Below are 24964 nucleotides of genomic sequence, written 5' to 3' on the forward strand. Positions count from 1 at the left end.
TAGCGCGAACTAGATGAAAGGTGCACCATGTCTTTTGATATGGCCGCGCACGGCACGCGCCGTGTGCTGTTGAAACTGTCAGGTGAGGTCTTTGGTGGTGGCGACATCGGCCTTGATACTCAAGTACTTCGCCGTACTGCGCAAGAAATTGCGGAAGCAGTGCGAGCTGGCGTACAAGTAGCCATCGTCGTTGGTGGGGGAAACTTCTTCCGTGGCGTGGAACTACAAGAAAACGGTATGGATCGAGCTAGAGCCGATTACATGGGGATGCTAGGAACAGTGATTAACGCTGTTGCATTGCAAGACTTCCTCGAAAATAGTGGTATCCCAACTCGGGTACAAACTGCGATCACTATGAGCCAAGTTGCGGAAGCCTATATTCCGTTGCGGGCAATTCGGCATTTGGAAAAAGGAAGAGTTGTTATTTTCGGCGGCGGTGCCGGAATGCCATACTTTTCTACTGATACAGTTTCTGCTCAGCGTGCTCTTGAATTACGCTGTGATGAACTTTTGGTTGGCAAAAATGGTGTTGATGGGGTCTACACTGCCGATCCGCGGAAAGATCCCACAGCCATCATGCTAGAATCAGTCACCTATCAACAAGCTCTCCATGACGGGCTGAAAGTAGTAGACGCAGCGGCGTTTTCTCTCTGCCAAGACAACGGAATGACCATGCGCGTTTTCGGAATGGGTACACCAGGAAACGTGTCGCGCGCCTTACGCGGTGAAAAGATCGGTACCCTAGTGACATCAACCCCGAAAAGCGAGGACTAAGAATGATTGACTCAACATTGCTCGAAGCTGAAGAAAAGATGGGTAAAGCCATCGAAGTAGCACAAAGCGATTTCTCTAAGATTCGTTCTGGACGTGCAAACCCAGAACTGTTCACATCACTGATTGTGGATTACTATGGTGCGCCAACCCCGCTCCAGCAGCTGGCAACAGTCTCTGTCCCAGAAGCACGTACTGTTCTTATTTCGCCCTATGATCGTTCTGCAATGAAAGATATCGAGCGGGCTATTCAAGAGTCTGATTTGGGTGTTAACCCAACTGATGACGGCCAAGTCTTGCGGATCAATCTGCCGGCATTGACCGAGGAACGTCGTCGTGAATACGTCAAGATTGCTAAGGCAAAGGGCGAGGAAGCCCGTATTTCGATCCGTGCAATTCGCCGTAAAGCTAAGGAAACCTTAGATAAGATCAAGAAAGACGGCGATGCGGGCGAAGATGACGTCGAGCGCGCTGAAAAAGAACTTGAAACATTGACGAAAAAGTATGTCGATAATGTGGATACTCTCCTTGTAGCTAAGGAAAAGGAATTAATGGAGATCTGATCTTGACCGCACCAAGTCCAACAAAAAGTCTGTCAATCGTGCAACGACTTCGGCCACACCCGCCGCGGCCGCCGAAAGAAGTAACCTCTAAGGCTGGACGTAATGTACCAGCTGCAGTAGCAACGGCTGGCGTATTGTTGGGCTTGGTTGGCCTATCATTGGCCTACAAGATTGAGATTTTCATAGCGTTAGCTATCGTCTTCCTAGTTGCTGGATTATGGGAAATTGCTGGGGCATTTCTTGCTCGTGACATTCGCATTCCGTTTATCCCAGTGGCAATTGGTGGCGTAGGGATGATGGTGGCGACGTGGATTGGGGGCTTGACTCCCGGTTTCCTTGTTTTCCTGATAAGTGCGCTGATAGTGATTTTGTGGCGTACTTATATGCCAGCACCGAATGCTATGCGAGATGCTATGGCGGGACTTTTCGCGCTTGCTTGGATTGGCATTTTTTCCATGTTTGCTATTGCTTTGGCGGCGTTAGATAACGGACCATTGGCGATTGTTGCTTTTGTCTTGTTACCGGTAGCTTCGGATACGGGTGGCTGGTTAGCTGGAATAACTTTCGGCAAGCACCCGATAGCACCATCGATTTCGCCAAAGAAATCGTGGGAGGGGTTTATCGGTTCTACGATTGGCGCACTTTTAGCGGCTGGCTTAACTGTCTGGTTCGCACTTGGTATGCCATGGTACGCAGCTGTTGTTATCGGCTTGATCACGCCGATTTTTGCCACCGCAGGTGACTTCGCAGAGTCACTATTGAAACGTGATCTTGGCGTTAAAGATATGGGATCGGTCTTCCCAGGACACGGTGGGGTACTAGATAGGGTAGATTCACTTTTGTTTTGTGCCCCGATGCTTTATGCCGTGTTAACCTATGGCTTCGGCTTAAGCTAGTTCGGTGTAGCACCTCGTGAATTGTTGCAAGGACTGGAATGAAGAAGACTAAACAAGTTATGCCCCGCGTGGAGCAAGGCCCGCGCCCGTCGCTGTCGTTTACTGAACAGCGTCATGGTAAACCGCCACGGCATTTGGTCGATCTCAGTCGCAGTGAGCGGCGTGCGATGTTTGCCAATGAGGGATATTCACAGTTTCGAGCTGATCAGATATCGCGCCATTATTTTGAGCATAATTGTATTGATCCAGACCAGATGACTGATCTTCCGCAAACGCAGCGAACCGAGTTGGCTAAGACTTTTTTGCCCCAGTTGATAACAAAAGTTCGTGACCAAATCGCTGACGGTGGCACGACGATTAAAACATTGTGGAAACTGTTTGACGGGGCGGTTGTTGAATCGGTATTGATGAAATATCCAGACCGGGCGACGCTTTGTATTTCCTCGCAGGCAGGCTGTGGTATGGCATGCCCATTTTGTGCTACCGGCCAAGCTGGTTTGACTCGAAATCTGACTACGGCTGAGATTCTCGAGCAGTTGCGATATGCCCGTAAAGCTGCTGCTGAAGGAGTTTTTGGCGAGTCAGTGCGAGTAACGAACGTGGTATTTATGGGTATGGGCGAACCACTAGCCAATTATTCTGCAGTGCGTGACGCGTTGCATCGGATGGTAGATCCTGTTCCTGCTGGTTTTGGTATGTCAGCTCGTAATATTACTGTCTCAACAGTTGGCATGGTTCCGGTTATTAAGAAATTAGCCAATGAAGGTTTACCGGTGACGTTGGCGGTGTCGCTACACGCTCCAGATGATGGTTTACGCGATGATCTTATTCCGATTAATTCACGCTATAAAGTGGGTGAATTATTGGATAGTGCGCGGCATTATTTTGTGCGTACTGGCCGGCGGGTGTCCATTGAGTACGCGTTGATTAAAGATATGAATGATCATCAGTGGCGGGCAGAATTATTAGCGGCCGAACTTAATTCACGCGGCCGTGGTTGGGCGCATGTCAATCCAATTCCGCTTAATCCTACCCCTGGATCAATTTGGACAGCGTCAACAGCGGCAGATACGCGAACTTTTGTTCAAACATTGACTAAGGCTGGGATCTCGACGACGATCCGTGACACTCGTGGTTCAGATATTGATGGGGCTTGTGGTCAGTTAGCTGCCGAGGTTGTTGATCGGGAGCATGTCTCACGACGGGCAGCCCAAGCTCAAGCTGCGGTGGATGCGCGTATTGATGCCCATCGTAGTGAACCTCAAGATTTTGATTCGACACTAGCCGCGATAGCGGCAACGAAGAATGGAGAAAGCGATGACTGATACGTTTGCTCGGGTTGGCTGGTTTCGTTCCGGGTACGATCCCGCTCAGGTCGATTCATTTTTAACGCAAGCCAAAAATGCCTATGCTGCTGGACCAGAAGACACTTCTGAGATTAATGAAGAAACTGTCCGGAATATGTCATTTGGGTGGGTGCGTAATGGGTACCATGCTCAGCTAGTGGATGCCGCATTAGACCGGCTAGAACGTGCTTTTGTACAACGGCGCCGTGCTAACCGTGTTCGAGAAGCTGGTGAGGAACAGTGGTTACGCGAAACCTATGAGCGAGCAACTAGCTTGTATCCTCGGTTGCGCCGTGCGCCTGGAAAACGGTTTGCGCATCCGGAAGGTAAGGGATACGCGATTGCTGATGTGGATGCGATGATGGAACGTATTATTGCTTTCTTTGATAACGCTGAGTCCTTGACATCGGCGGATATTAGGAACGCAACATTCGCTTCAGCTTCCGGTGATAATGCTTATGATGAAGCGGTTGTAGACGTGTTCTTAGATCGGGTTATTTCGGTTTTGCTAAGTGTGGAATGATGCGAAACGTCATTATTCTGGGATCGACTGGGTCGATCGGTACGCAAACGCTCGATGTTATCTCACGCCATCGGGATATCTTTCATGTCCAGGCTTTAGGTGCAGGTGGTTCGCGGATTTCGCTCCTTGTACAACAAGCTGGAGAATTTGATGTTCCTATTGTGGGCTTGGCTGACCGTGAGGCTGCCGATGAGTTTAGTGCACAGTGGCGGCAACTGTTCGCGCATCGTGCTATGCCACAACTTATTGCTGGGCCACAAGCTATGGTTGAGCTGGCTGGTTTAGGCACAGGTACGAGCATTGAATCTTCTGACGTGGTAGTGAACGGTATTACTGGCTCTGTTGGTTTAATGCCTACATTGACAGCATTGCGTTCCGGTGCGACCTTAGCATTAGCGAATAAAGAGTCTTTGGTTGTTGGAGGGGGACTAGTCCGTGAGGCAATGTCATGGCCCGGCCAAATTGTTCCGGTAGATTCCGAACATTCGGCTATTGCTCAAGCATTGCGTTCGGGCCGTCACCGTAAGGGGCTAACATCGCCTATTGTTGATGGCACAAGCGAAGTCAATCGAATCATTTTAACGGCTTCTGGTGGGCCATTCCGGGGCAAAAAACGTCATGAGCTTACTGACGTGACGGCGCAACAGGCTCTTGACCATCCCACGTGGGCGATGGGGCCAGTGGTAACGATTAACTCATCAACTTTAATGAATAAAGGCCTGGAGTTGATAGAAGCAGCCTACTTGTTTGATGTCGAGCCAACGAATATTGTTCCGATTGTTCATCCGCAGTCAGTGATTCACTCAATGGTAGAGTTCATCGATGGTTCCACGATCGCTCAAGCTTCTCAACCAGATATGCGGTTGCCGATTGCGTTGGGCATTTCGTGGCCGGATCGCCTCAGCGATGTTACGCCGTATCACCCGTGGGATCAGCCCACTGCGTGGACTTTTGAGCCGCTTGATCATGAGGTTTTTCCGGCAGTAAAGCTAGCACAGCAAGCCGTTGCTACTTCTTCGTTACATCCGGCACTTTTGAATGCGGCGAACGAAGAATGTGTTAGTGCGTTTTTAGCTGGAAAAATACCATATTTAGATATTGTTGATACGGTTGACGAGGTGTTGAATATGATGGACATCCCCGCGCAACGAGATATTGATACCTTACTTGAAACCGAACAGCAGGCTCGGGTATTAGCACACGATGTTATGCGTCGGCGTGCCTAATTAAACGAAAGTAGAAGAATGCTTCCTGGAATTGTTTTTATGATCGTCGGGCTAGTTATTTCGGTAGCTATCCACGAACTTGGTCACCTTATTCCGGCAAAAAAGTTCGGTGCAAAAGTTAGTCAATATTTTGTCGGTTTCGGTCCAACACTATGGTCAGTTCATAAAGGTGGAACTGAGTGGGGCATTAAGGCTCTTCCGTTAGGCGGATTTGTGTCAATTGCTGGAATGCTGCCGCCGGCTGGTAGTAACACGCCAACAACTAAAAAAGATGGTTCGCTGACGTTGGCTCAAGAAGCTCGCCTGCAGGCTGCTCAAGAATTCGACGATCCGTCCCAACCGGGTGCTTTTTGGCATTTGCCGGCCCGATTAAAAATGATTGTCATGTTTGGTGGGCCAGTGACGAATATGATTATCAGTGTTGTGTTATTGGCAGTAGTAACAGTTGGAATTGGATTGCCCAACTTATCGACGACGATTTCACAAGTTGCTCGCTGTGTAGATAATGCACAAACCTGCACGCCGGCTCCAGCATCTGGCATCATTAAACCCGCAGACACAATTATTTCGTGGGGCGCAACTCCAGTGCACACGTGGCAAGATATTCAACAGGCGATTGTCGACGGTGGGACTGCACCTACCGACGTCGTCGTTGAACGTAACAATACTCGGCAAACTCTCACCGTGACTCCAGTGATACGGGAGAGCGAGGATGGATCAGGACATGTTGTTGCAAAGCCGTTTGTAGGAATTGGGCCAAAAATTGAACGCGAACTAGGGACGCTTCTAGATGTTCCACAACAAGCATGGGCGATGGCCACCGGAACGGTAAAGATACTTGTCCGCCTGCCAGTTAAACTTTGGGATGCGGCAGCTACGCTCGTTACTGGGGAAAAACGTAGCCCAGATTCCGTTGTTGGCATCGTCGGGATTGCTGATGTGGCTGGGTCGATTAGTGCTACGGATGCCCAAGACTACGGTTTTTGGGATCGGCTTGCCGATTTGCTGATGTTGCTTGCCGGGCTGAATATGACATTGTTTATTTTTAATATGATTCCATTGTTGCCACTTGACGGTGGTCATATTTTAGGCGCAATCATTGAAGGGTTACGCCGGCATATCGCATTTGCTCGCGGTAAACCAGATCCGGGACCGTTTGATACTGCGCGGCTATTGCCGTTGAGTTACGGGGTCATTCTTTTCTTTGTTTTCATGACCGTATTGTTAACTGTGGTCGATATCGTTAATCCCATCGTGTGAGATGGTCGTAAGAGTGGAATAATACAGAACGTGAATATGCCAATTGCTTTAGGAATGCCAGCTGTGAAAGAAGCCGATCCGGTTTTGCGTCCACGGAAGAAAACTCGCCAGATTCAGGTCGGCGATGTCAAAGTTGGTGGCGATGCTCCGGTGTCGGTCCAGTCGATGACCACCACAAAGACTCACGATATTGGTGCTACATTGCAACAGATTGCTGAGTTGACTGCTGCTGGTTGCGATATTATTCGAGTGGCTTGCCCAACAGATAAAGACGCAGACGCGTTAGCAACCATTGCTGATAAGTCACAAATCCCGGTGGTTGCCGATATTCATTTCCAGCCTCGTTATGTTTTTGCTGCTATTGAGGCTGGTTGTGGAGTGCGCGTTAATCCGGGAAATATTAAGAAATTTGATGACCGTATCCCGGAGATTGCGGCGGCTGCGAATGCGAATGGGACAGCTATGCGTATTGGTATTAACGCCGGTTCGCTTGATCCGCGTCTGCTTAAAAAATATGGCAAGGCTACTCCAGAAGCCCTTGTTGAATCCGCGGTTAATGAAGCACGATTATTTGAAGATGCGGGATTTTACGATTTTGCTATCTCAGTGAAACATCATGATCCGGTGACGATGGTACGTGCCTATGAGCTGTTATCACAGGCGGGGGATTGGCCACTGCATTTAGGTGTTACTGAGGCCGGCCCAGCTTTCCAAGGAACGGTAAAGTCTGCGGTGGCATTTGGTGCGTTACTTTCCCAAGGTATTGGCGATACGATTCGGGTTTCGTTGTCAGCTCCACCAGTTGAGGAAGTTAAGGTGGGGGAGGCGATTTTACGTTCGTTGAACTTGCGGCCGAAGAAACTTGAGATTGTTTCGTGTCCCTCGTGTGGGCGTGCTCAGGTTGATGTCTATACGTTAGCAGAGCAGGTTTCGGAGGGCTTAAAAGATATTTCTTTCCCGTTGCGGGTTGCTGTGATGGGCTGCGTTGTCAATGGCCCAGGCGAAGCGCGTGAAGCGGATCTCGGGGTTGCTTCAGGTAATGGCAAGGGGCAGATTTTTGTGCGTGGCAAGGTAGTTGATACTGTGCCAGAAGCTGATATCGTGCCGACGTTGATTGCACGTGCTCGGTTAGTTGCTGAAGAACTCGGTTTGGCAGAAGACGACGACGCTACCCCAGAAGTGATCGTGTGAGATGATGTGGCCGTTGCGTCGTCGTGGAGATTTGCGGCGCTTAACTGCCCTTGATTTATCTCAGGCACGTCTTTTTTTGGACCAAGATCCTGTTGGGTCGGTTTTAGCGCGTGTGCCTATTGAGTCACGAGTACGCCGGCCATCGCATGCTGTTGGGATTGATGACGACGGTGGTGGCTTGCGAGCCTTATGTTGGCTAGGTGCAAATATTATTCCGGTGGGATTTGATGACGAAGGTCTTGATCAACTTGCCGATTATGTGCGGCGCCATGATCGGATTGCTAATTCGATTGTAGGACCGGCGGACCAAGTATTAGGTTTATGGCAGCGTATTCAAGCTGATTACCCGCAACCGCGAGAGGTGCGTGAGCACCAATTGTCTATGGTGTGGTCCGGGGAGTCGAACTGTGGAGTAGATACTACGGTTCGGATGGCCAAACCCGCGGAAAGTGGTCTTATTCTGCCTGCCTCGGTAGCGATGTTTATCGAAGAAGTTGGTTACGATCCAACAAGCTACGGTCCTAGTTACGCTCAACGTGTTCATGGGCTTATACGTCACGGACGAACGTTTGTGCGTATGGGCGGCGCAGGTGGACAAATGCGTGTGGAGTTTAAGGCAGATATTGGTGCTCTTGGCGGTCATGTTGCCCAAATACAAGGGGTTTGGGTACATCCAGATCTGCGTGGTTGGGGCCTTGCTGGGCCAGCGATGGCACGGGTAGCTCAGCTGGTGAGTGCAACGATCGCGCCAACTGTATCGTTATACGTCAATGATTACAATATTGCAGCGGTACGGGCCTACGAGAAGGCAGGTTTCGTCGTCGTTGGAGAATACGCAACTGTTCTTTTATCCTAACGATAGTGTTGAACGCCACGTGAGATTCTTTCGGGGAAATGGGGTAAGGGCGCGTAAACAGTTAAACTGGAATCGTGCTAAAAATGTCTGAACTCTTTGTCCGTACCCTCCGCGACGATCCGGCCGACGCAGAGGTCCGTTCTCATAAACTGCTGGTACGTGCCGGATACGTACGGCGCGCTGCACCAGGTATTTATACGTGGTTGCCACTTGGCTTGAAAGTTCTTCGTAAAGTCGAAGCTGTAGTCCGTGAAGAAATGGATAATGCCGGTTCGCAAGAAATGCATTTTCCAGCGTTATTACCACGCGAGCCATTCGAAGCAACGAATCGTTGGGAAGAATACGGTCCGAACTTATTCCGGTTGAAGGACCGGCGCGAGAATGATTATCTGTTAGCGCCAACGCATGAAGAAATGTTTACGTTGGCGGTGAAGGACATGTATTCGTCGTATAAGGATTTGCCGGTATCGTTGTATCAGATCCAACATAAGTATCGCGATGAGGCTCGTCCGCGTGCCGGTATTATTCGTACCCGCGAATTTATTATGAAAGATGCATATTCTTTCGATATCGACGACGCTGGATTGGATCGTTCATACGAAACGATGCGTTCGGCTTACCAGAAGATTTTTCATCGCCTCGGTATTCCTTTTGTTATTTGTTCTGCTCAATCAGGTGCGATGGGTGGCTCACGCTCGGAAGAGTTTTTATCTCCGTGTGAGATTGGTGAGGATACATTTGTCATGTCTGCTGGTGGGTATGCTGCCAATACGGAAGCTGTGACGACGCCTGCGCAGCCAGAGCAAGACTATTCTGACGTCCCGCAGTCTCATATTGTGCCAACGCCGGGCACAACGACGATTGCTTCGCTTGTTGAGATGGCGAATCAGGTTGCCCCTCGTGCAGATCGAGCATGGCAGGCGAGCGATACGTTGAAGAATGTTGTTGTTGCTTTTGTTCATCCTGATGGTGAGCGTGAAGTTGTGGTTATTGGCGTGCCTGGTGATCGAGAAGTCGATCTGAAGCGCGTTGAAGCTAATATTGCGCCCCTTGAAGTGGAGATGGCCACTGCTGAGGATTTGGCACAGCATCCGGAACTTGTTACCGGTTATATTGGGCCAGAAGTTGTTGGACCAAACGCTGCTTCCCGCACGATCAGTGAGGAAGGGGAGATCTCCGGTTCTGTACGTTACTTGCTCGATCCGCATATCGCTCGCGGTTCTCGTTGGATTTCTGGTGCAAACGAGATTGACCAACACGTTTTCGATCTGGTCTATGGCCGTGATTTTGAAGCTGATGGCACGATTGAGGCAGTTGAGGTTCGGGAAGGGGATGAAGCTCCAGATGGTTCTGGTCCGCTGACAATCGAACGCGGTATCGAAATTGGGCACATCTTCCAACTGGGACGCAAGTATGCGAAAGCTCTAGATCTTACTGTCTTGGATCAAAATGGCAAGATGGCAGTGGTAACCATGGGCTCCTATGGTATTGGCGTCTCGCGTGTGATGGCTGCGCTAGCGGAGCTGAATTCCGATGATATGGGTCTGAAGTGGCCACTTCATCTTGCTCCTGCTCAGGTGCACGTGATTGCAACTGGTAAAGATGCTGCGGTATTTGATACGGCGCAACGTTTTGCTGATGAGCTATCTGAGCGTGGTCTTGAGGTTCTTTATGATGATCGTGTCAAGGTGTCAGCCGGCGTCAAGTTTGCTGATTTCGAACTGATCGGCGTGCCATTCGCGATTGTTGTTGGCCGTGGATTGAAAGACGGCAAGGTAGAAATCCGGGATCGTCGCAGTGGCGAAAATATTGAGGTTGCTATTGACGAAGCTCTTGGAAAGCTCGATGCTGTGATGGCACAGGCTAAGTAACCCGAACTATCCATCATCTAAGTGACGGTTGGCTTTCTAGTCAACCGTCACTTAGTTTTATATCAGTTTTTTGGAGCTAACCCAGGTGTTGCCGATAGTTGCTGTGTACTGGCAAATTGGCACAAGAATGCTGTGGTTGCTTCGCGTTCATCAGCCGAAGCGTGTTGGGCTTGTTCGATCAATTCATCGACCACGATCTGTGGTCCTGCTGTTTCGTCGCTATCAGGAACGAGCGGAGCTAACGCCGGGCGCGAATCGGGGGTACCGGCGTCGAGCATGTTTTCTGTTAACTGTGTTAAAAGGGAAATTTGTTGATGAAGATCAGCGCGATCTGCTACGTCGGTGATAGCTGCGTGGTATTCAAGCCATTGGCGGCTAACTTCTAAGGAAGCTAAGGTTTTCTCTCCCGTGATATGGGTTCCTAAAACCGAAAAATCGGGGTTGTGGCAGGCAGTGGCAGGAGTGTCGCTAGGGATAAGATGTTGTGCTAAGAGGCGGGACTTTGTTGCGATCGAGGTTGCGAGGCTACCGTCAAGATCGGTGCTAGCAACAAGCATATCGGCAAGAGCCAGTAGTTCAGTATGAAGTTCTTCGACGCTTATATTCGTAGCGGTCAGGTCAAGAGTTGGATTCTGGTAGCCTTCAGGAGCCCCGTCGGGCCAAGGAATCCACACGTTTCCAACAGCTGTTAACCATTGGGCACTAGCTTGGCTAATTTCTGTCACGGTTTCGCTGTTATCTACAAGCTTTGGGTCTGCCAATAATTGTTGGGCGAGATTTTGGGTGCGAGAAATCGCAACAGCGCTATTCTGGCGCTCTTTCTCTGCTTGGCTCGGCGGTTCAGGAGCTACGGAGACATGCTCTAAACGGGCCCCCATAAGGACCATAGATAAGGCAAAAACTGCGATACCAACGATGGCTATTCCAATAAAAGATAGCCATGAAGCAAGAGCGGATCGGGAATGAGAAGAACGTTTAGCCATAAGACTACTTTGCCACACTAGGTGTTTATGTGTGTAATGAGCACAGCAAAACCGAAATATAGAACGTGATTTTTCTGCTGTACCATGACAGCAATAGTGTCAAACCGGTAGTGTTGGGAACATGGTAGATAATGTATCGGCGCTCATTGCGCAACTTCTTGATCCTGTTGTGCAGGATTCGGGTTTATGGCTGGAGACTGTTCGCGTTGTTGGCGCGGGTAAGCATACGGTTGTTCGAGTTACTGTTGATCTGCCAGCTGGACCAGGTGGTGTTGATTCTACTCAGTTGACAGATGTTTCCCGAGCTATTTCACAGGTACTTGATGAGCATGACCCTATTCGTGGTGCTTATACGTTGGAGGTATCAACACCTGGAGCTACTCGTGAGCTATCGCAGGAGCGTCATTTTTCGCGGTCGATAGGTCGAAAAGTTGCGTTCGTATTGGCTGATGGGACAAAACTAACTGAGCGTATTTGCGATGTTGCCGATGGCGTTATCACGCTTGCTGGTAATCCGGGTACAATTGCGGTTGCTGACGTAGCACGTGCGCACGTCATATTAGAGCTGAACAAAGCTGGGGGAGAGAACTGATGGAACTGTCTATGAACGAACTTCGGATTGTAGAATCCGAACTTGGTATCGATCTGAATTTTCTGCTTAATGCTATTGAAGAAGCTCTTGTCCATGCCTATAACCGCATGCCCGGAGCCGTTAAAGGCGCGCGGGTAGACTTGGATCGTACTACCGGAAAAGTCACGGTGTGGGCACCGGAAGTAGATGAGAATAATGAAGTTATCGGCGAATTTGATGATACCCCAAATGACTTTGGTCGCATTGCGACCTCTACTGCTCGGTCGATTATTTCCCAGCGGTTACGAGATGCCGAAACTGAGCGCGTTTTAGGAACATTCCAAGGTAAAAAGGGCCAGCTAGTTTCTGGTGTTGTGGAAGGAAACGCAGGTTCGTCGTCGGTATCACGTGATTTGTTTATTGAACTGGGTGAGCACCGGGGACTGTTGCGTGCTGATGAGCAAGTTGCATCGGAGCACTTCAAGCATGGAGATCTCATTCGTGCACTCATATTAGATATTGCAGTTGGTACGCATGGGGCGTCGATTCGACTATCGCGTTCCCACCCAGATTTTGTCCGCCAACTTTTTGAAACTGAGGTTCCAGAAATTGCTGATGGGACAGTTGAGATTGTTGCATTGGCACGCGAAGCAGGGCATCGTACGAAGGTTGCTGTGTGGAGTAATGACGATTCGGTTGGTGCTAAAGGTGCTTTGATTGGCCATAATGGTCAGCGTGTTCGTGCTGTGACTCAAGAATTGCACGGAGAGAAGATCGATGTTGTTGATTACGACGACGATCCAGCTGTGTTTATTGCGGCTGCGCTTTCTCCGGCGAAAGTTGCTGAGGTGGAAATCCTCAACCGTGATATGCGTCAAGCGCGTGCCATAGTTCCTGATGATCAAGCGTCGTTAGCTATTGGTAAGGAAGCGCAGAATGTGAGATTGGCGGCCAAGCTAACTGGCTGGTCAATTGATATTCGTAAGGAATCAGAATAAGGCGTTGATGTGTGAGCCGTGCCCAGGCAATGTGTGCAGGGGCACGGCTCATATCGTTTAATTTAGGCATGGATGTACAGTAGAATGAGTTCTGTATGTCTGTGTTAATGCTATCGACTAATAAGAACAGGGCCGGTTTACCTAATCGGATCATGATTCGTACCTGTGTCGGTTGCCGTACTAAGGCGTACCGGAACGAGCTTTTGCGTGTAATTGCTAGTGATGATGGTTGTCTTCAACCCGATCCTCGCGCAATTATGCCAGGGCGAGGGGCGTGGATTCATCCGCGTTCCGAATGTGTCGCACAAGCGATTAAAACATCTCAGTTTGCTCGGGCGTTTCGGCGCTCAATTTTAAGCACGGATGTACTTGACGCTTATGTGAGTGATTTTGTTCGATCAGCACATGCGTGTGCTAATAACCCAATGAAAGCGGGTAGAGAGCCGATGGGCACCCGATGAGTACCCAGCGATGAGCTGCCAAACAGGGGCCTGACGCACAGATTGCGCGGGCCAAGACATAAGGAGAAATGTGGCTAAGGTCCGCGTCCATGAACTTGCTAAAGAGATTGGTGTGACAAGTAAGAAATTACTTGAAGTGCTTAAATCTGAAGGCGAATTCGTTAAATCTGCGTCCTCGTCAATCGAGGCACCAGTCGTGCGTAAAGCACGTGAATATTTTGAAAATCATCCCGATGAAGTGGATAAGAAGAAGGTTGCTAAGAAGCCAGCTCCCAAGGCTACGCCAACGAGCGTAAGCCCAGCTAAGGCTGCAGCGCCTCAAGAGACACCAGCTTCGGCTAGTGTTGAAAAACCAAGCGCACCAGCTCCGGCTGCGCCAAAACCTGCAGTCAAAAAAGCTACTGCAAAAACAGCTGCGAGCAAACCGGCACCTAAGAAGCCAGGCCAGGTAGCAGCTAAGGCGCCAACTGCGCCAGCTGGCGAATCTACCGCGAACGAAGCTAAGCCAGCAAAGAAGCCAAGCCCAGCACCACGCCCGGTTGCTCATGGCGTGACTCCAGGTTCAGCACATGCCTCAGCAGAAGCTGCCCGTGATGCTGCTCCACCGCGTCCAAGTGGTGGCCGTGGCCCACGTCCAGGTGCGCCACGCCCGGGTAACTCCCCATTTGCGCCTAAGCAAGGAATGGGTGGACGCAATGGACAGGGTGGTCAAGGCCGCGGTCCACGTCCGAACGGATCATCCTTTGCTGGCAAGGGCCAAGGAGGCCGTGGCGGCCAAGGAGGCCGTGGCGGTCAAGGCGGCCAAGGCGGTCAAGGCCGCGGTCCACGCCCAGAAGGCAGTGCTCGTCCAGCACGTACCGGAACAGGCGTGCGTCCAAGTCCGAATATGATGCCGGAACAACAAGTACCAGCTGCTACTCCAAACCGCGGCGGTGGCCGTGGCCGTGGAGGTAACGGTGGCGGCGGTTTCGGTGGCGGTAATAACGCTGGCGGACGTCCTGGGTTTACCCGTTCAGGCGGTAAAGCACGCGGCGGTTCAACTGCAGGTGCATTCGGACGCCAAGGAGGCGGCCGTGGCAACCGCAAGTCTAAGCGGGCAAAACGTCAAGAGTGGGAAGAGCAGCAATCACCGATGCTCCAAGGCGTCCAGATTCCACGTGGCGATGGTTCCACTGTGGTTCGGGTACGCGCTGGCGCATCTCTAGCTGACTTCGCAGAACGCATTGAAGCAGATCCAGCAGCATTGGTTACCGTCTTGTTCCGTATGGGCGAGATGGCAACAGCTAACCAGTCCTTGGACGAAGATACCTTCGCACTCCTTGGTGCCGAACTTGGTTATGACATCAAGATCATGAGCCCAGAAGACGAAGATCGTGAGATTCTCGAATCCTTCGACATTGATATTGACGCTGAGCACGCTGACGAATCTGAAGAAGATCGTGTGCCACGTCCACCAGTAGTGACCGTTATGGGCCACGTTGACCACGGTAAAACCAAGCTTCTTGACGCGATCCGTAACGCCGACGTCGTCGAAGGCGAAGCTGGTGGTATTACCCAGTCCATCGGTGCATACCAGACTCACGTCAAGGCCGAAGACGGCGAACGTGCCATCACCTTCATTGACACCCCTGGTCACGAAGCCTTCACCCAGATGCGTGCCCGTGGTGCGGACATCACCGACGTCGCCATCTTGGTTGTTGCTGCAAATGACGGCGTCATGCCGCAAACCGTTGAAGCAATCAATCACGCACAGGCCGCAAACGTGCCGATCGTCGTCGCCGTGAACAAGATCGATGTTGATGGTGCAAACCCAGATAAGGTTCGTGCCCAGCTCACCGAATACAACTTGGTTGCCGAAGAATATGGCGGTGACGTCGCATTCGTCGATATCTCTGCTAAGCAACGAATCAATATTCCGGCCTTACTCGAAACCGTACTCACCACCTCCGATATTCTCGTTACCCCAATGGCTAACCCGAACAAGCCAGCGCGTGGTGTAGCGATTGAAGCAAAGCTCGATCAGGGTCGTGGCTCGATTATTACCGCGCTCGTCCAAGAAGGAACATTGCGTATCGGTGATCCGATCGTCGTTGGTACCGCCTATGGTCGTGTGCGTGCCATGATTGACGAACACGGTAACCGGCTGACTGAAGCTGGCCCGGCACGTCCGGTTCAGGTTCTTGGTTTGACCTCGGTTCCTGGGGCTGGCGATCAACTCATCGTCGCTGACGATGATCGTACCGCACGCCAGATTGCGGAACGTCGCGAAACTGCCAAGCGTGCAGCAACTTTGGCCAAGCGTCGCAAGCGCGTCTCGCTTGAGGATCTCAACGCAGCTATCGAAGAAGGCAAGATCGAAAACCTCAACCTCATTATCAAGGGTGACTCCTCTGGTTCGGTTGAAGCACTCGAAGCATCCTTGCTCGATATCGAGATCGGTGGCGACGAAGTCCAACTCAACGTGATCCATCGCGGTGTTGGTGCAATTACGCAGTCCGACGTCGATCTGGCAACCGTTGACAACGCCATCATCATTGGCTTCAACGTTCGCCCAGCAGAGCGAGTAACGGAATTGGCTGATGCTGAAGGCGTAGAGATGAAGTTCTACTCCGTCATCTACGCGGCAATCGACGAAGTCGAGGCGGCTATGAAGGGCAAGCTCAAGCCGATCTACGAAGAAGTTCAAGTGGCAACTGCTGAGATTCGCCAGGTGTTTAAGTCCGGTAAGGCTGGTCTTATCGCTGGGTCGATCGTTCGTTCTGGTTCGATCCGTCGCGGTCACAAGGCACGCCTGATCCGTGACGGTAAGACGATTGCGGAAAACCTGGAGATCGTATCGTTGCGTCGTGAAAAAGATGATGTGACTGAAGTGCGCGAAGGCTACGAGTGTGGTATCACTCTTGGCTACAAGGATATTGCCGAAGGTGACATCATCGAAACGTATGAGATGCGTGAGAAGCCACGCGACTGATCGTTACGTGACTATACGCAAAGTGAGGAAACATGGTTAATCCACGAGCAGCTAGAGTAGCTGAGCGTATTCAGCAAATAGTTGCCTCCATGCTCGGTAAGCAGATCAAGGATCCGCGGTTAGGCATGGTGACAATTACTGATGTGCGCGTTACTGGAGATCTTCAGCATGCAGATGTGTTCTACACCGTTTTCGGTGACGAACACGATGCGAAGAGCACCGCAGCCGCATTGCGTTCTGCCACCGGAGTGATTCGCTCCAATGTTGGAAAGCAGCTCGGATTGCGCTTGACTCCATCGTTGGCTTTCCATCTCGATGCTTTGCCAGAGTCAGCAAAGTCTATTGAAGACTTGCTGGTTGCTGCTAAGTTTAGGGATGAGCAGATCCGCCAGATGGCTCGAGAAGCACAGTATGCGGGAGATCCAGATCCCTACCGTCGTCCAGAAGACGACGAGCAGGACGAACCCGTCGAGGATTTCGCACAGTAGTGGCGCGAAATCGTCAACAGATGCAAGATCGCCCCCGGCGCGTAATGCCGTGGGGCGATCTGCCGCGTGGTGGACATGAAGCTGCCGATGGGTTAATTTTGATCGACAAACCGCAAGGTGTGACCTCGCACGATGTTGTGGGTGCGATGCGCCGGTTGGGTGCGACTCGCAAAGTTGGACACACCGGAACTCTTGATCCGATGGCTACCGGTTTATTGACGGTAGCGTTTGGGCGGGCCACTAAACTCGTCCAGTATCTCACTGGTGCTGATAAGCGGTATCTTGCACGCATTGTTATTGGTGTGGGTACGGATTCGGATGATGCTGATGGTACTGCGATAGCGCCAACTGCCGCGCAGAGTGCACGTGTTGGCCAGATTACGGCTGCGGATATTGATGGTGCGATGGCTGAACTTACCGGCTCGATCCAGCAGGTTCCGGCAACTGTTTCGGCGAAGAAGATTGGCGGTAAACGCGCCCATGATCTGGTTCGTGACGGGCATGATGTGGAGCTTGCTGCACAGTCAGTAATAATCCATAGTTTTGACCGTACCAGCGATGTTGTTGCGCATACCCACCAGATGGAGGGGTTGAGCTTCCCGGTGTTGGCGTTCGATGTGAGTGTGGCGGTTTCTTCGGGAACCTATATTCGTGCGTTGGCTCGCGATCTTGGCGAAAAACTGGGGGTGGGTGCGCATTTGACGATGTTGCGCCGCACCCAGGTTGGCAAGTGGGATATTGCGGATGCGCATACGGTCGAGGCCCTGTGTGAGCTGATAGTGGGCGAGCAGTCGTTGCCGATCGTGGGTATTGATGCGGTGTGTGCTCTAACGTTCTCCCGGATTTCGGTGACTGCCCAGGAGGCTGAGCGCCTCGGGCGCGGGCTTTTTATTGAACGCCGTGATCCAGAGCGTATTGCGGGTGCCAATAAATGGCCGGCGTGTGCGTTTTTAGGTGAGCAGGCGGTTGCTATCGTTTCGCCGCGTTCCAAACAGTTGAAACCTGATTTACAGATTCGGATCTAGATGTAGGGCAGTGCTGCGAGATTAGTGTGCACGAAACCGGGGAATACGGGGCGATAGGGTGCTATAGCGCACGATCTCCCCGTATTCCCCGGTTTTGGTAGCTCATCTGATTATTAATGTGCGCATTAGCTTGAACACGCAGGAAAATGCTTTTATAACGAATTCCGTTTCGTTATCATGTGTAGATAAACAGCTCAATGGTGAGAAATTTTCGGGAGGGATATATGCAACGGTTTTTGCGAGTTGTAGTTGCCATGATGTTGACCGGCAGTATCCTAAGCGCCTGTAGCGAAGAACCGCCTCCACCGCAAAGTTCAGTGGACGATGTTGATGTTACTGGGTTGAACTTGAAGGCAGATATTGATCGTGACTCATGGATGATTACTTTGCCGGCAGATCGTTTTGGAATTTCTCGAGATGAAGAGGATATAATTTCTTCGGCGTATATGGGAGCCAGTATGACGTGCTACAAGAAATATGCGCCTGATCAAATTTGGGTAGATTTACCTCCTCTTTCTGGCTTAAATGCGATGAATCCTCCTGTTTTCTCGGAATTTGGCGTGTGGCGAGTAGGTATGGCGCAGCAATTTGGTTTTGATGCTCCTGCGACTGCTCGTATTCCTATTGCAGGGCGTTCTGATGTTCGCACACCTATTTCCAGAGAAGTAGTTGCGAAAGTTTACAAAGATCGAGGGGCGATCCCTACGGATGTTTTCGAAAAAGCAGTTGCTTCGTGCGAGGATGATCTAGATATTCAAAAGTTTAAAAACCCTTACGAGTTGGTTATTGCGCCGTGGTGGGATGAGATTAATCAGGCGCGAGCCAAGCTATTTGACGACGATGCGGCTCGCCAAATTTATAACGACGTTGCTAGTTGTTTCGAATCCGAGGGTTTGAAAATGGCAGAGGAAGGGTTTGGGGGAGTTGAGAACTTCGATTTTCGGCGTAAAAAGAATAATCCTTATCCTGCTAAAGAAGAGATAGATATTGCACTGAAAGTAGCTCAATGCCAGGAGAAATTCGATGCTACACCGAAGCTTGCTGAGATTTTAGCTGAGAAACAAGCCGACATTATTAAGAAATATCCGAATGAATTTGTTTCGGGCCGCCAAAAGATCGATGCTCTCGTTGCAGATGCGAAGCAATACATACAAGAACATCCCGATGTTTACGTTAAAACGGACTAGTTCTTATGTGCAGTCGGTCTCTTCATCACGGATATAGAGTCGTGAGTTGTCTGCGTTTCGAACGAATATGGTGAGGATAGGGAGTTTAAGTATGTTCATTAAGAAATATGGAGTGTTCCTTGTTTCTCTCATGATGGTTGTGAGCGCCTGTTCTTCTGTTGATTCTGGGGTAGACGTAGACTCGTCTGCATCTTCTAGCATGGGTCTGAATCTGAGCGCGGAAGTTGATAAAGAGTTATGGACGGTAACGTTGCCATGGGATCGTTACACGATGACGGATGAACAGCGCATTATCCTTGTTTCTGCAGAATCTTTTGGACTTGCCGAGTGTACACGTGAGAATATGCAAGACGTTGCATGGACTGCAACATTGCCGGAAGCCCTCAAGGGTGTTAACCCGCATGTTTTTATGGAATTTGGGCCGTGGGTTAAAGAAATGGCACAGCAATATGGTTTTTCGTCAGCCGAATTCTCAGATGTACCGATCAATGGTCGCGATCTTGTGGCTAAGAGCAAAGAACAACGTGATCGAGAAAGAAAAGGGATGCAGAGCAATGCTACGTTTTCAGAGCGAGACATAGAGCTTATGCATGAAACGTGTGATTCGTATCCCCAAGTTAAGAGATTTCAGTTAAAAGAACTCGATGTGCAGGGTCCATGGACAAAATTACTGGCTGATACTCGCGATCAAATTTTCGAGGATAGTCGCGGTAAAGCAGTTGTGGAAGAACTGGCTCAATGTTTCATAAGTAAGGGGCTTAAACCAATTGAGGGCGTTCCCGGATATGTAGAAGGAGTTAGCCCACAACGTAACCCGACTTCAGAGAGTATTGCTCTTGCTTTGAAGGCTGTGGAGTGTCAAGAAGAAACTGATGCGACGCCGCGGTTGGCGCAGGTGTGGGCTGATTTGCAGGCTCCGATTGTGAAGAAGTATGCCAAAGAGTTGATAGCCCAGCGTGAGTTGATTGACGAGCGGGTAGCAGAAGCAAAACAATATATACAAGAACACCCTGAGCTATTGGAACCTCCGGGGAAGTGATAGTTCATGACGGTGAAGTTAGTGGCGGTTTATGGCGATGAAGAAAGTGAATAGTTCTATGAAAAAGCATGTAATGTCGATGATTGTACTATCAAGTGCGTTGTTTTTGAGTGGAGCGTGTTCTCCTGATACTTCAGCTGGCGAGGCGGAACCATCTACCTCGCCGGTTGGGGTTGATGTTTCGGTGAAGGTTGATCGGGATTCGTGGGTTATTGAGTTGCCGTGGGATAGGTATCGACTTACCCGTGAGGAAGAGGCGTATTTACTTTCCGCATGGTCGGCAGCAAAGGCGGAGTGTACTCGGGCTAAACTGGACGGGTTGGTATGGACTGGAATTCCACCAGAGGTGATGCTACAGGTTAATCCGCCGGTGTTTAGTGAGTTTGGTCCGTGGAATAAGGATATGGCTGCGCAGTTCGGGTTTACCCGGGTTGAGACTTCGAAAACACCGATCGCGAATCGTGGATTGAGTGCGCGAAGCGCGGAAACTAAAACTGCTTGGGCGCTTCGAGAAGAGTCAAACGCTAGAGTGCTAGAAACGGCTGAGGATAAGTTTCATGAGGCATGTGATTCATATCCACTATCTAAGAAGTTCGATGTGAGAGAAGTCAGTGGTTCGGGTCCATGGTTTAATGAGTTTGGCGAGATTGAGATCAAATTGTTTGATGATCCGCGGGCGCAGGAGATCGCGGGTGAGTTGGAGGCGTGTTTTGATAAGCAGGGGTTGCAGATGAGTTCTGCATCACCCGGCTTTGTGGAAGGTGTTGATAGTTTTATTGATCCGACTGAGGAGAGTATCGCGATTGCGTTGAAGGCGGCGCAATGTCAGGAAGAAACTGATGCGACGCCGCGGTTGGCGCAGGTGTGGGCTGATTTGCAGGCTCCGATTGTGCAGAAGTATGCCAAGGAGCTGATAGCCCAGCGCCAGTTGATCGATGAACGAGTAGCAGAAGCAAAACAATATATACAAGAACACCCCGAACTATTTGAACTACCAACTAAATAAAACCACTTAGAATAACCCGTGTAATTTCGCGTATCAAAAGGAAAAGCATACTGATGCACAATGAAGAACCGCAGCAAACGAATAAAAAACGCTACGCATGGATCATCGTCACCATCATCATAGCCATAGCGGTACTTATTGGTGCATTCTTGCTGGGACGATTTGTGCGTTCAGGAAATGACGAAGCAATCGCCAACGCACAACATAAACCAGAAATAACCGCCCAAGTCGAAGAACGGGAATTCCCTGCTGAGCCGATAGAAATTCAGGGAAGCGTACAACTAGGCTCAACCTTCCCGGTCACAGTTGCAGCCGGTGAAGGTGGACAAGCAATCGTCACTGCCACACCACGCTCGCCAGGCGAAACAATCTCCTCCGGGCAACTTCTCGCCCAAGTATCTGGCAGGCCAGTTATTGCACTCGATCTTCCCTTTGATATGTATCGCGATATTAAAACCGGAGATACTGGCGCCGATGTTCGCGAACTACAACGTGCTCTCGTACGACTCGGACTATACCGTGGCATCGTCGATGGCGAATATGGACCGCTCACCGCAAACGCTATGAAGGAACTATATAAGCGCGTTGGGGCAGTGTTGCCCGAACCACCCAAAGAACCAGAGGCACAACCAGCAGCTGCGCAAAGCCAAGCACAAGAACCACAGAGCAATCCGGCAGATCAAGGCGCAACTTCCACGCCGTCTAACTCCCCAACACAACCAGCTACCCAAACACCCAAAAAACTCAACCTCCCAACAATAAAAGCAAACGAAATATTCTCCCTCACCCAAGGCTCTGCAACCATTATCGAGATAGCGCCACTGAACACCAAAATCAGTGCAGAAACACCACTCACGAAACTCCGAAGTGGGAAAGCAATCGCAGTCGCCCGCGTCGGCGTCGGAGACAAAAACCTCTTCAGCGTCGGAGCAAACGTTGAACTGAGCGCCGTCGGCTCAACCGAAAAACAACAAGCCACCGTCAACGCAATCAGTGAGTTCAAAGACGCCGATGTGAACAACCCCGCCGCACAACTGCCCGGGCACGATGTTAGCGTGGACCTACCCGGCGAAGGATACACCGACGGACAAGAAATCATCCTCTCCATCGCAAACACCGAACGGCAAGCCGTCTCCGGACTCACTGTTCCGCTCAGCGCACTACGCGAAGATACCGGCACAACCTACGTGTTAAAGAAAGACCCAGCAATCAAACCAGAAGGAACAGCGAAAATAGAAGTCAGTGTAGGACGAACCTTCGACGGATTCGCCCTCATCACCAGCGACAACATCCAAGCCGGCGACACCGTGGTCATAGGCCAATGAGCGTACTCAAACTGCGCAACATCCGCAAAACCTATGATGTGAAACCACCGGTGCCCGTACTACACGGCGTTGACCTCGACGTCGAAGCAGGAGAACGCGTAGCCATCGTCGGATACTCAGGAGCAGGAAAATCCACACTGCTCAACATTATGGGACTACTCGACGAAGCAACCTCCGGCGAATACGAGCTCGACGGGCACCTGACAACAAAACTCAGCGCCCGAAAACGCGATCGGCTCCGAGCCGAAGTACTGGGATTCGTATTTCAGGACTATCACGTACTAGGGCATCGAACCGTACGCGAAAATCTCGATATCAAACTCGCGATCTCCGGGATTGATCCGGCACAGCGCGAAACCGTCGTCGACGAAGCATTAGCAAATGTTGGACTAACAGAGCGGAAAAACTCCCTCTCTAGGCTACTTTCCGGCGGAGAAAAACAACGCCTCGCAATCGCGCGCGCCATCATCACCCACCCCAGAGTCCTCCTCGCCGACGAGCCAACCGGAAACCTCGACTCAGTCAACGCCAAAACCGTACTCGACCTCTTCGACCAGCAAGCAGCCAACGGAGTCGCCGTCGTCGTCATCACCCACGATGATCGCCTCGCATCGTGGGCACAACGCGTCCTCCACTTAAAGGACGGCAAAATCTATGAGTAAATACAACATCGGTCACAAAATACGACAACGACGCGCCGCTATCGCCGACCTCCTCGCCGACGTAGCGATCGAACTGCGCGCCCGGATGGCGCGAACCATCCTCATGATGGCGGCCGTAGCATTAAGCACCGGAGCTCTACTAGCGTCGGTAGGTATTTCGCAAAATGCTGCCCACCAAGTAGACGCAGACATCGCCGCCTCAACCATTGACCAAATCCTACTGACGAAAGCCGATGGGACTGGTGACGGGCCAGGAGGCGATGCAGATAGAGCGTCTCGCGGCCCTGACGGGCAAAAAGTCGAAACATATTTCTACCCCGCCGATGCAAAAGAACGACTCCTCAAAATCGATACGGTAGCAGCCGTCGGGCGACGGTCAAACCTCCTAGACGCCATCCATCCGACCATTACCCATCCGATAACCCACGATGAGATCAATACCATCAGCATTATCGGTGCCGAAGCGTCATATCTCGATGCGGCCAACGTAGACAAGCCCACACAAGCCTGGATGCTTGACCAAGCATACGATGTCGTTTTCCTTGGCGAAAGCGCAGCAGAAAAACTTGATATACCAGTAACTTCCGATACCCGAGGGCTCAAAGTATTAGTTGACGGACTAGCCTATTCCGTAGCCGGATTCCTCCCCGGTGAAACACTGGAAAACCACATCGTCCTCCCGTTGAAAACAGCCTTTCACCTCGCCGGTGGAGACAAACAAACCGATATTCTTATCCGCACCAAAATTGGTGCCGGCTCCCAAGTATCAAACGTTGCACGGCTAGCGCTTATGCCAAACCAGCCCGAAAAACTCTCAGTCTCGCAAGTCGTTTCAGTTGAGAGCATTCGAGAAAACGTTTCCGGGCAATTAGCGCAACAAGCGGCATGGGTAGGGGCGTTCCTGATTGTGCTTACCGTCTTGCTCATTGCGAACTCCATGATTGTTTCAGTAACCGCTCGCACAACTGAGATCGGAGTGCGGCGAGCATTGGGGAGTTCGCGCGGGCGAGTTGCGGCAGTGTTTTGGGTTGAAGGTGCCGTGACCGGAGCACTCGGCGGACTCGTTGGAAGTGCAGTGGCGTCGGTTATTATCGTTGGCGTTTCAGCAGTTAGCGGATGGACTGCGTTACTCAATATTGGATGGATCATGCTCGGACCGGTGCTGGGTGCTGCGGTAGGCGTTGTTGCTTCGGCATACCCGGCGGCACGAGCGTCAATGATTCATCCGGCGATTGCGGTGCGCTCGAACTAGGTTGAAGCTACATGCTTAGAGCTTGGGTGCTTAGCTGATGTGGCAGATGTGCACGAAACCGGGGAATACGGGGCGATAGGGTGCTATAGCGCACGATCTCCCCGTATTCCCCGGTTTTGATACGGCATATCGCCGTAGGAGAACCATCAACCGATTGAGAGCTGGGCGTATTATGATGGTGCCTATGACTGAAGAGAAAAAGGGCTGCGGTTGCGGCGGCAAAAAGGCAGAAGCTACAGAAACCCAAACGGTTGAGGTAGCAACAGAAGAAAAGCGCGGTTGCGGTTGTGGCGGGCATGGCCACGGAGCAAATGGTCATGGCAAGCAGAGTCACAGCCACGGTGAGGGTCAAGGCCACGGCGGGCATGGCCACGGTGGTTGTGGCTGCGGTGGAAAAGGACGCCACCACGGTGTGCGTACCGAAAATACTCCAGCCGGCGCACCTGACGACGTATCGCAAGGGCGCACCCAACTAGGATTGCGTGGAATCTAA

24 protein-coding genes are annotated in these 24964 nt (G+C 51.0%); 23 read left to right on the forward strand and 1 reads right to left on the reverse strand.

Going from position 1 to position 24964, the window contains the following annotated elements:
• The first annotated feature begins 27 nt into the window (after positions 1-27).
• The 10 genes from pyrH to HC352_RS02955 all read left to right on the forward strand — a co-directional run bounded on the left by pyrH (position 28) and on the right by HC352_RS02955 (position 10503).
• Positions 28-774, forward strand: a complete 747-nt coding sequence (pyrH, locus tag HC352_RS02910) for a UMP kinase (protein ID WP_168917503.1) — start codon at positions 28-30, stop codon at positions 772-774.
• A 2-nt stretch (positions 775-776) separates the two neighbouring features.
• A complete protein-coding gene (gene frr, locus HC352_RS02915; protein ID WP_168917504.1) occupies positions 777-1334 on the forward strand; it encodes a ribosome recycling factor in 558 nt (185 codons plus the stop codon).
• 38 nt (positions 1335-1372) lie between these two features.
• A complete protein-coding gene (locus tag HC352_RS02920) occupies positions 1373-2230 on the forward strand; it encodes a phosphatidate cytidylyltransferase (protein WP_168917505.1) in 858 nt (285 codons plus the stop codon).
• A gap of 38 nt (positions 2231-2268) precedes the next feature.
• Positions 2269-3555 carry a dual-specificity RNA methyltransferase RlmN gene (gene rlmN, locus HC352_RS02925; protein WP_168917506.1) on the forward strand — a complete coding sequence of 429 codons (1287 nt, stop codon included), beginning with the start codon at positions 2269-2271 and terminating at the stop codon, positions 3553-3555.
• Entirely contained in the window at positions 3548-4099 is a 552-nt protein-coding gene (locus HC352_RS02930) for a DivIVA domain-containing protein (protein WP_168917507.1), read from the forward strand. Before rlmN ends, HC352_RS02930 begins: the two co-directional genes overlap by 8 nt.
• Entirely contained in the window at positions 4099-5325 is a 1227-nt protein-coding gene (gene dxr / locus HC352_RS02935) for a 1-deoxy-D-xylulose-5-phosphate reductoisomerase (protein ID WP_168918581.1), read from the forward strand. Before HC352_RS02930 ends, dxr begins: the two co-directional genes overlap by 1 nt.
• Positions 5326-5343: 18 nt before the next feature.
• Entirely contained in the window at positions 5344-6585 is a 1242-nt protein-coding gene (locus tag HC352_RS02940) for a M50 family metallopeptidase (RefSeq protein ID WP_168917508.1), read from the forward strand.
• 30 nt (positions 6586-6615) lie between these two features.
• Positions 6616-7776 (forward strand): flavodoxin-dependent (E)-4-hydroxy-3-methylbut-2-enyl-diphosphate synthase, encoded by a 1161-nt coding sequence (ispG, locus tag HC352_RS02945; RefSeq protein WP_211080702.1) that lies wholly within the window; start codon positions 6616-6618, stop codon positions 7774-7776.
• Between the two features lies 1 nt (position 7777).
• Positions 7778-8632 (forward strand): GNAT family N-acetyltransferase, encoded by an 855-nt coding sequence (locus HC352_RS02950; protein WP_168917509.1) that lies wholly within the window; start codon positions 7778-7780, stop codon positions 8630-8632.
• An 83-nt stretch (positions 8633-8715) separates the two neighbouring features.
• Positions 8716-10503, forward strand: coding sequence for a proline--tRNA ligase (locus HC352_RS02955; RefSeq protein ID WP_247645220.1), 1788 nt, complete (start codon positions 8716-8718; stop codon positions 10501-10503).
• 62 nt (positions 10504-10565) lie between these two features.
• Here the strand turns inward: HC352_RS02955 and HC352_RS02960 are convergent, their stop codons facing one another.
• Positions 10566-11486, reverse strand: a complete 921-nt coding sequence (locus tag HC352_RS02960; protein ID WP_168917510.1) for a hypothetical protein — start codon at positions 11484-11486, stop codon at positions 10566-10568.
• Between the two features lie 121 nt (positions 11487-11607).
• On the opposite strand from HC352_RS02960, the gene rimP reads away from it, so the two are divergent.
• The 13 genes from rimP (at position 11608) to HC352_RS08975 (ending at position 24964) form a co-directional block, all read left to right on the forward strand.
• Positions 11608-12078 carry a ribosome maturation factor RimP gene (gene rimP, locus HC352_RS02965; RefSeq protein WP_168917511.1) on the forward strand — a complete coding sequence of 157 codons (471 nt, stop codon included), beginning with the start codon at positions 11608-11610 and terminating at the stop codon, positions 12076-12078.
• Complete coding sequence (gene nusA / locus HC352_RS02970) at positions 12078-13055, forward strand: transcription termination factor NusA (protein WP_168917512.1); 978 nt, start codon at positions 12078-12080, stop codon at positions 13053-13055. The genes rimP and nusA overlap by 1 nt, the downstream gene beginning before the upstream one ends.
• Positions 13056-13207: 152 nt before the next feature.
• Positions 13208-13516, forward strand: coding sequence for a YlxR family protein (locus HC352_RS09185; protein ID WP_168918584.1), 309 nt, complete (start codon positions 13208-13210; stop codon positions 13514-13516).
• Positions 13517-13586: 70 nt separating this feature from the next.
• Positions 13587-16487 carry a translation initiation factor IF-2 gene (gene infB / locus HC352_RS02980; protein ID WP_168917513.1) on the forward strand — a complete coding sequence of 967 codons (2901 nt, stop codon included), beginning with the start codon at positions 13587-13589 and terminating at the stop codon, positions 16485-16487.
• 32 nt (positions 16488-16519) lie between these two features.
• Positions 16520-16975: a 30S ribosome-binding factor RbfA gene (gene rbfA / locus HC352_RS02985; protein WP_168917514.1), complete on the forward strand. Its 456-nt coding sequence runs from the start codon at positions 16520-16522 to the stop codon at positions 16973-16975.
• Positions 16975-18000, forward strand: coding sequence for a tRNA pseudouridine(55) synthase TruB (truB, locus tag HC352_RS02990; protein WP_247645221.1), 1026 nt, complete (start codon positions 16975-16977; stop codon positions 17998-18000). The genes rbfA and truB overlap by 1 nt, the downstream gene beginning before the upstream one ends.
• A gap of 224 nt (positions 18001-18224) precedes the next feature.
• Positions 18225-19187 carry a hypothetical protein gene (locus tag HC352_RS02995; RefSeq protein WP_211080704.1) on the forward strand — a complete coding sequence of 321 codons (963 nt, stop codon included), beginning with the start codon at positions 18225-18227 and terminating at the stop codon, positions 19185-19187.
• 91 nt (positions 19188-19278) lie between these two features.
• Positions 19279-20226 (forward strand): hypothetical protein, encoded by a 948-nt coding sequence (locus HC352_RS03000; protein WP_168917516.1) that lies wholly within the window; start codon positions 19279-19281, stop codon positions 20224-20226.
• A 58-nt stretch (positions 20227-20284) separates the two neighbouring features.
• Positions 20285-21232 (forward strand): hypothetical protein, encoded by a 948-nt coding sequence (locus HC352_RS03005; RefSeq protein ID WP_168917517.1) that lies wholly within the window; start codon positions 20285-20287, stop codon positions 21230-21232.
• Positions 21233-21285: 53 nt separating this feature from the next.
• Positions 21286-22557 (forward strand): peptidoglycan-binding protein, encoded by a 1272-nt coding sequence (locus HC352_RS03010; protein WP_168917518.1) that lies wholly within the window; start codon positions 21286-21288, stop codon positions 22555-22557.
• Positions 22554-23219: an ABC transporter ATP-binding protein gene (locus tag HC352_RS03015; RefSeq protein WP_168917519.1), complete on the forward strand. Its 666-nt coding sequence runs from the start codon at positions 22554-22556 to the stop codon at positions 23217-23219. The genes HC352_RS03010 and HC352_RS03015 overlap by 4 nt, the downstream gene beginning before the upstream one ends.
• A complete protein-coding gene (locus tag HC352_RS03020; protein WP_168917520.1) occupies positions 23212-24471 on the forward strand; it encodes an ABC transporter permease in 1260 nt (419 codons plus the stop codon). Before HC352_RS03015 ends, HC352_RS03020 begins: the two co-directional genes overlap by 8 nt.
• Before the next feature lie 184 nt (positions 24472-24655).
• Entirely contained in the window at positions 24656-24964 is a 309-nt protein-coding gene (locus HC352_RS08975; RefSeq protein WP_211080705.1) for a hypothetical protein, read from the forward strand.

The sequence above is a fragment of the Arcanobacterium buesumense genome (genome assembly GCF_012563545.1).
In the GTDB taxonomy this organism is placed as follows: Bacteria; Actinomycetota; Actinomycetes; order Actinomycetales; family Actinomycetaceae; genus Arcanobacterium; species Arcanobacterium buesumense.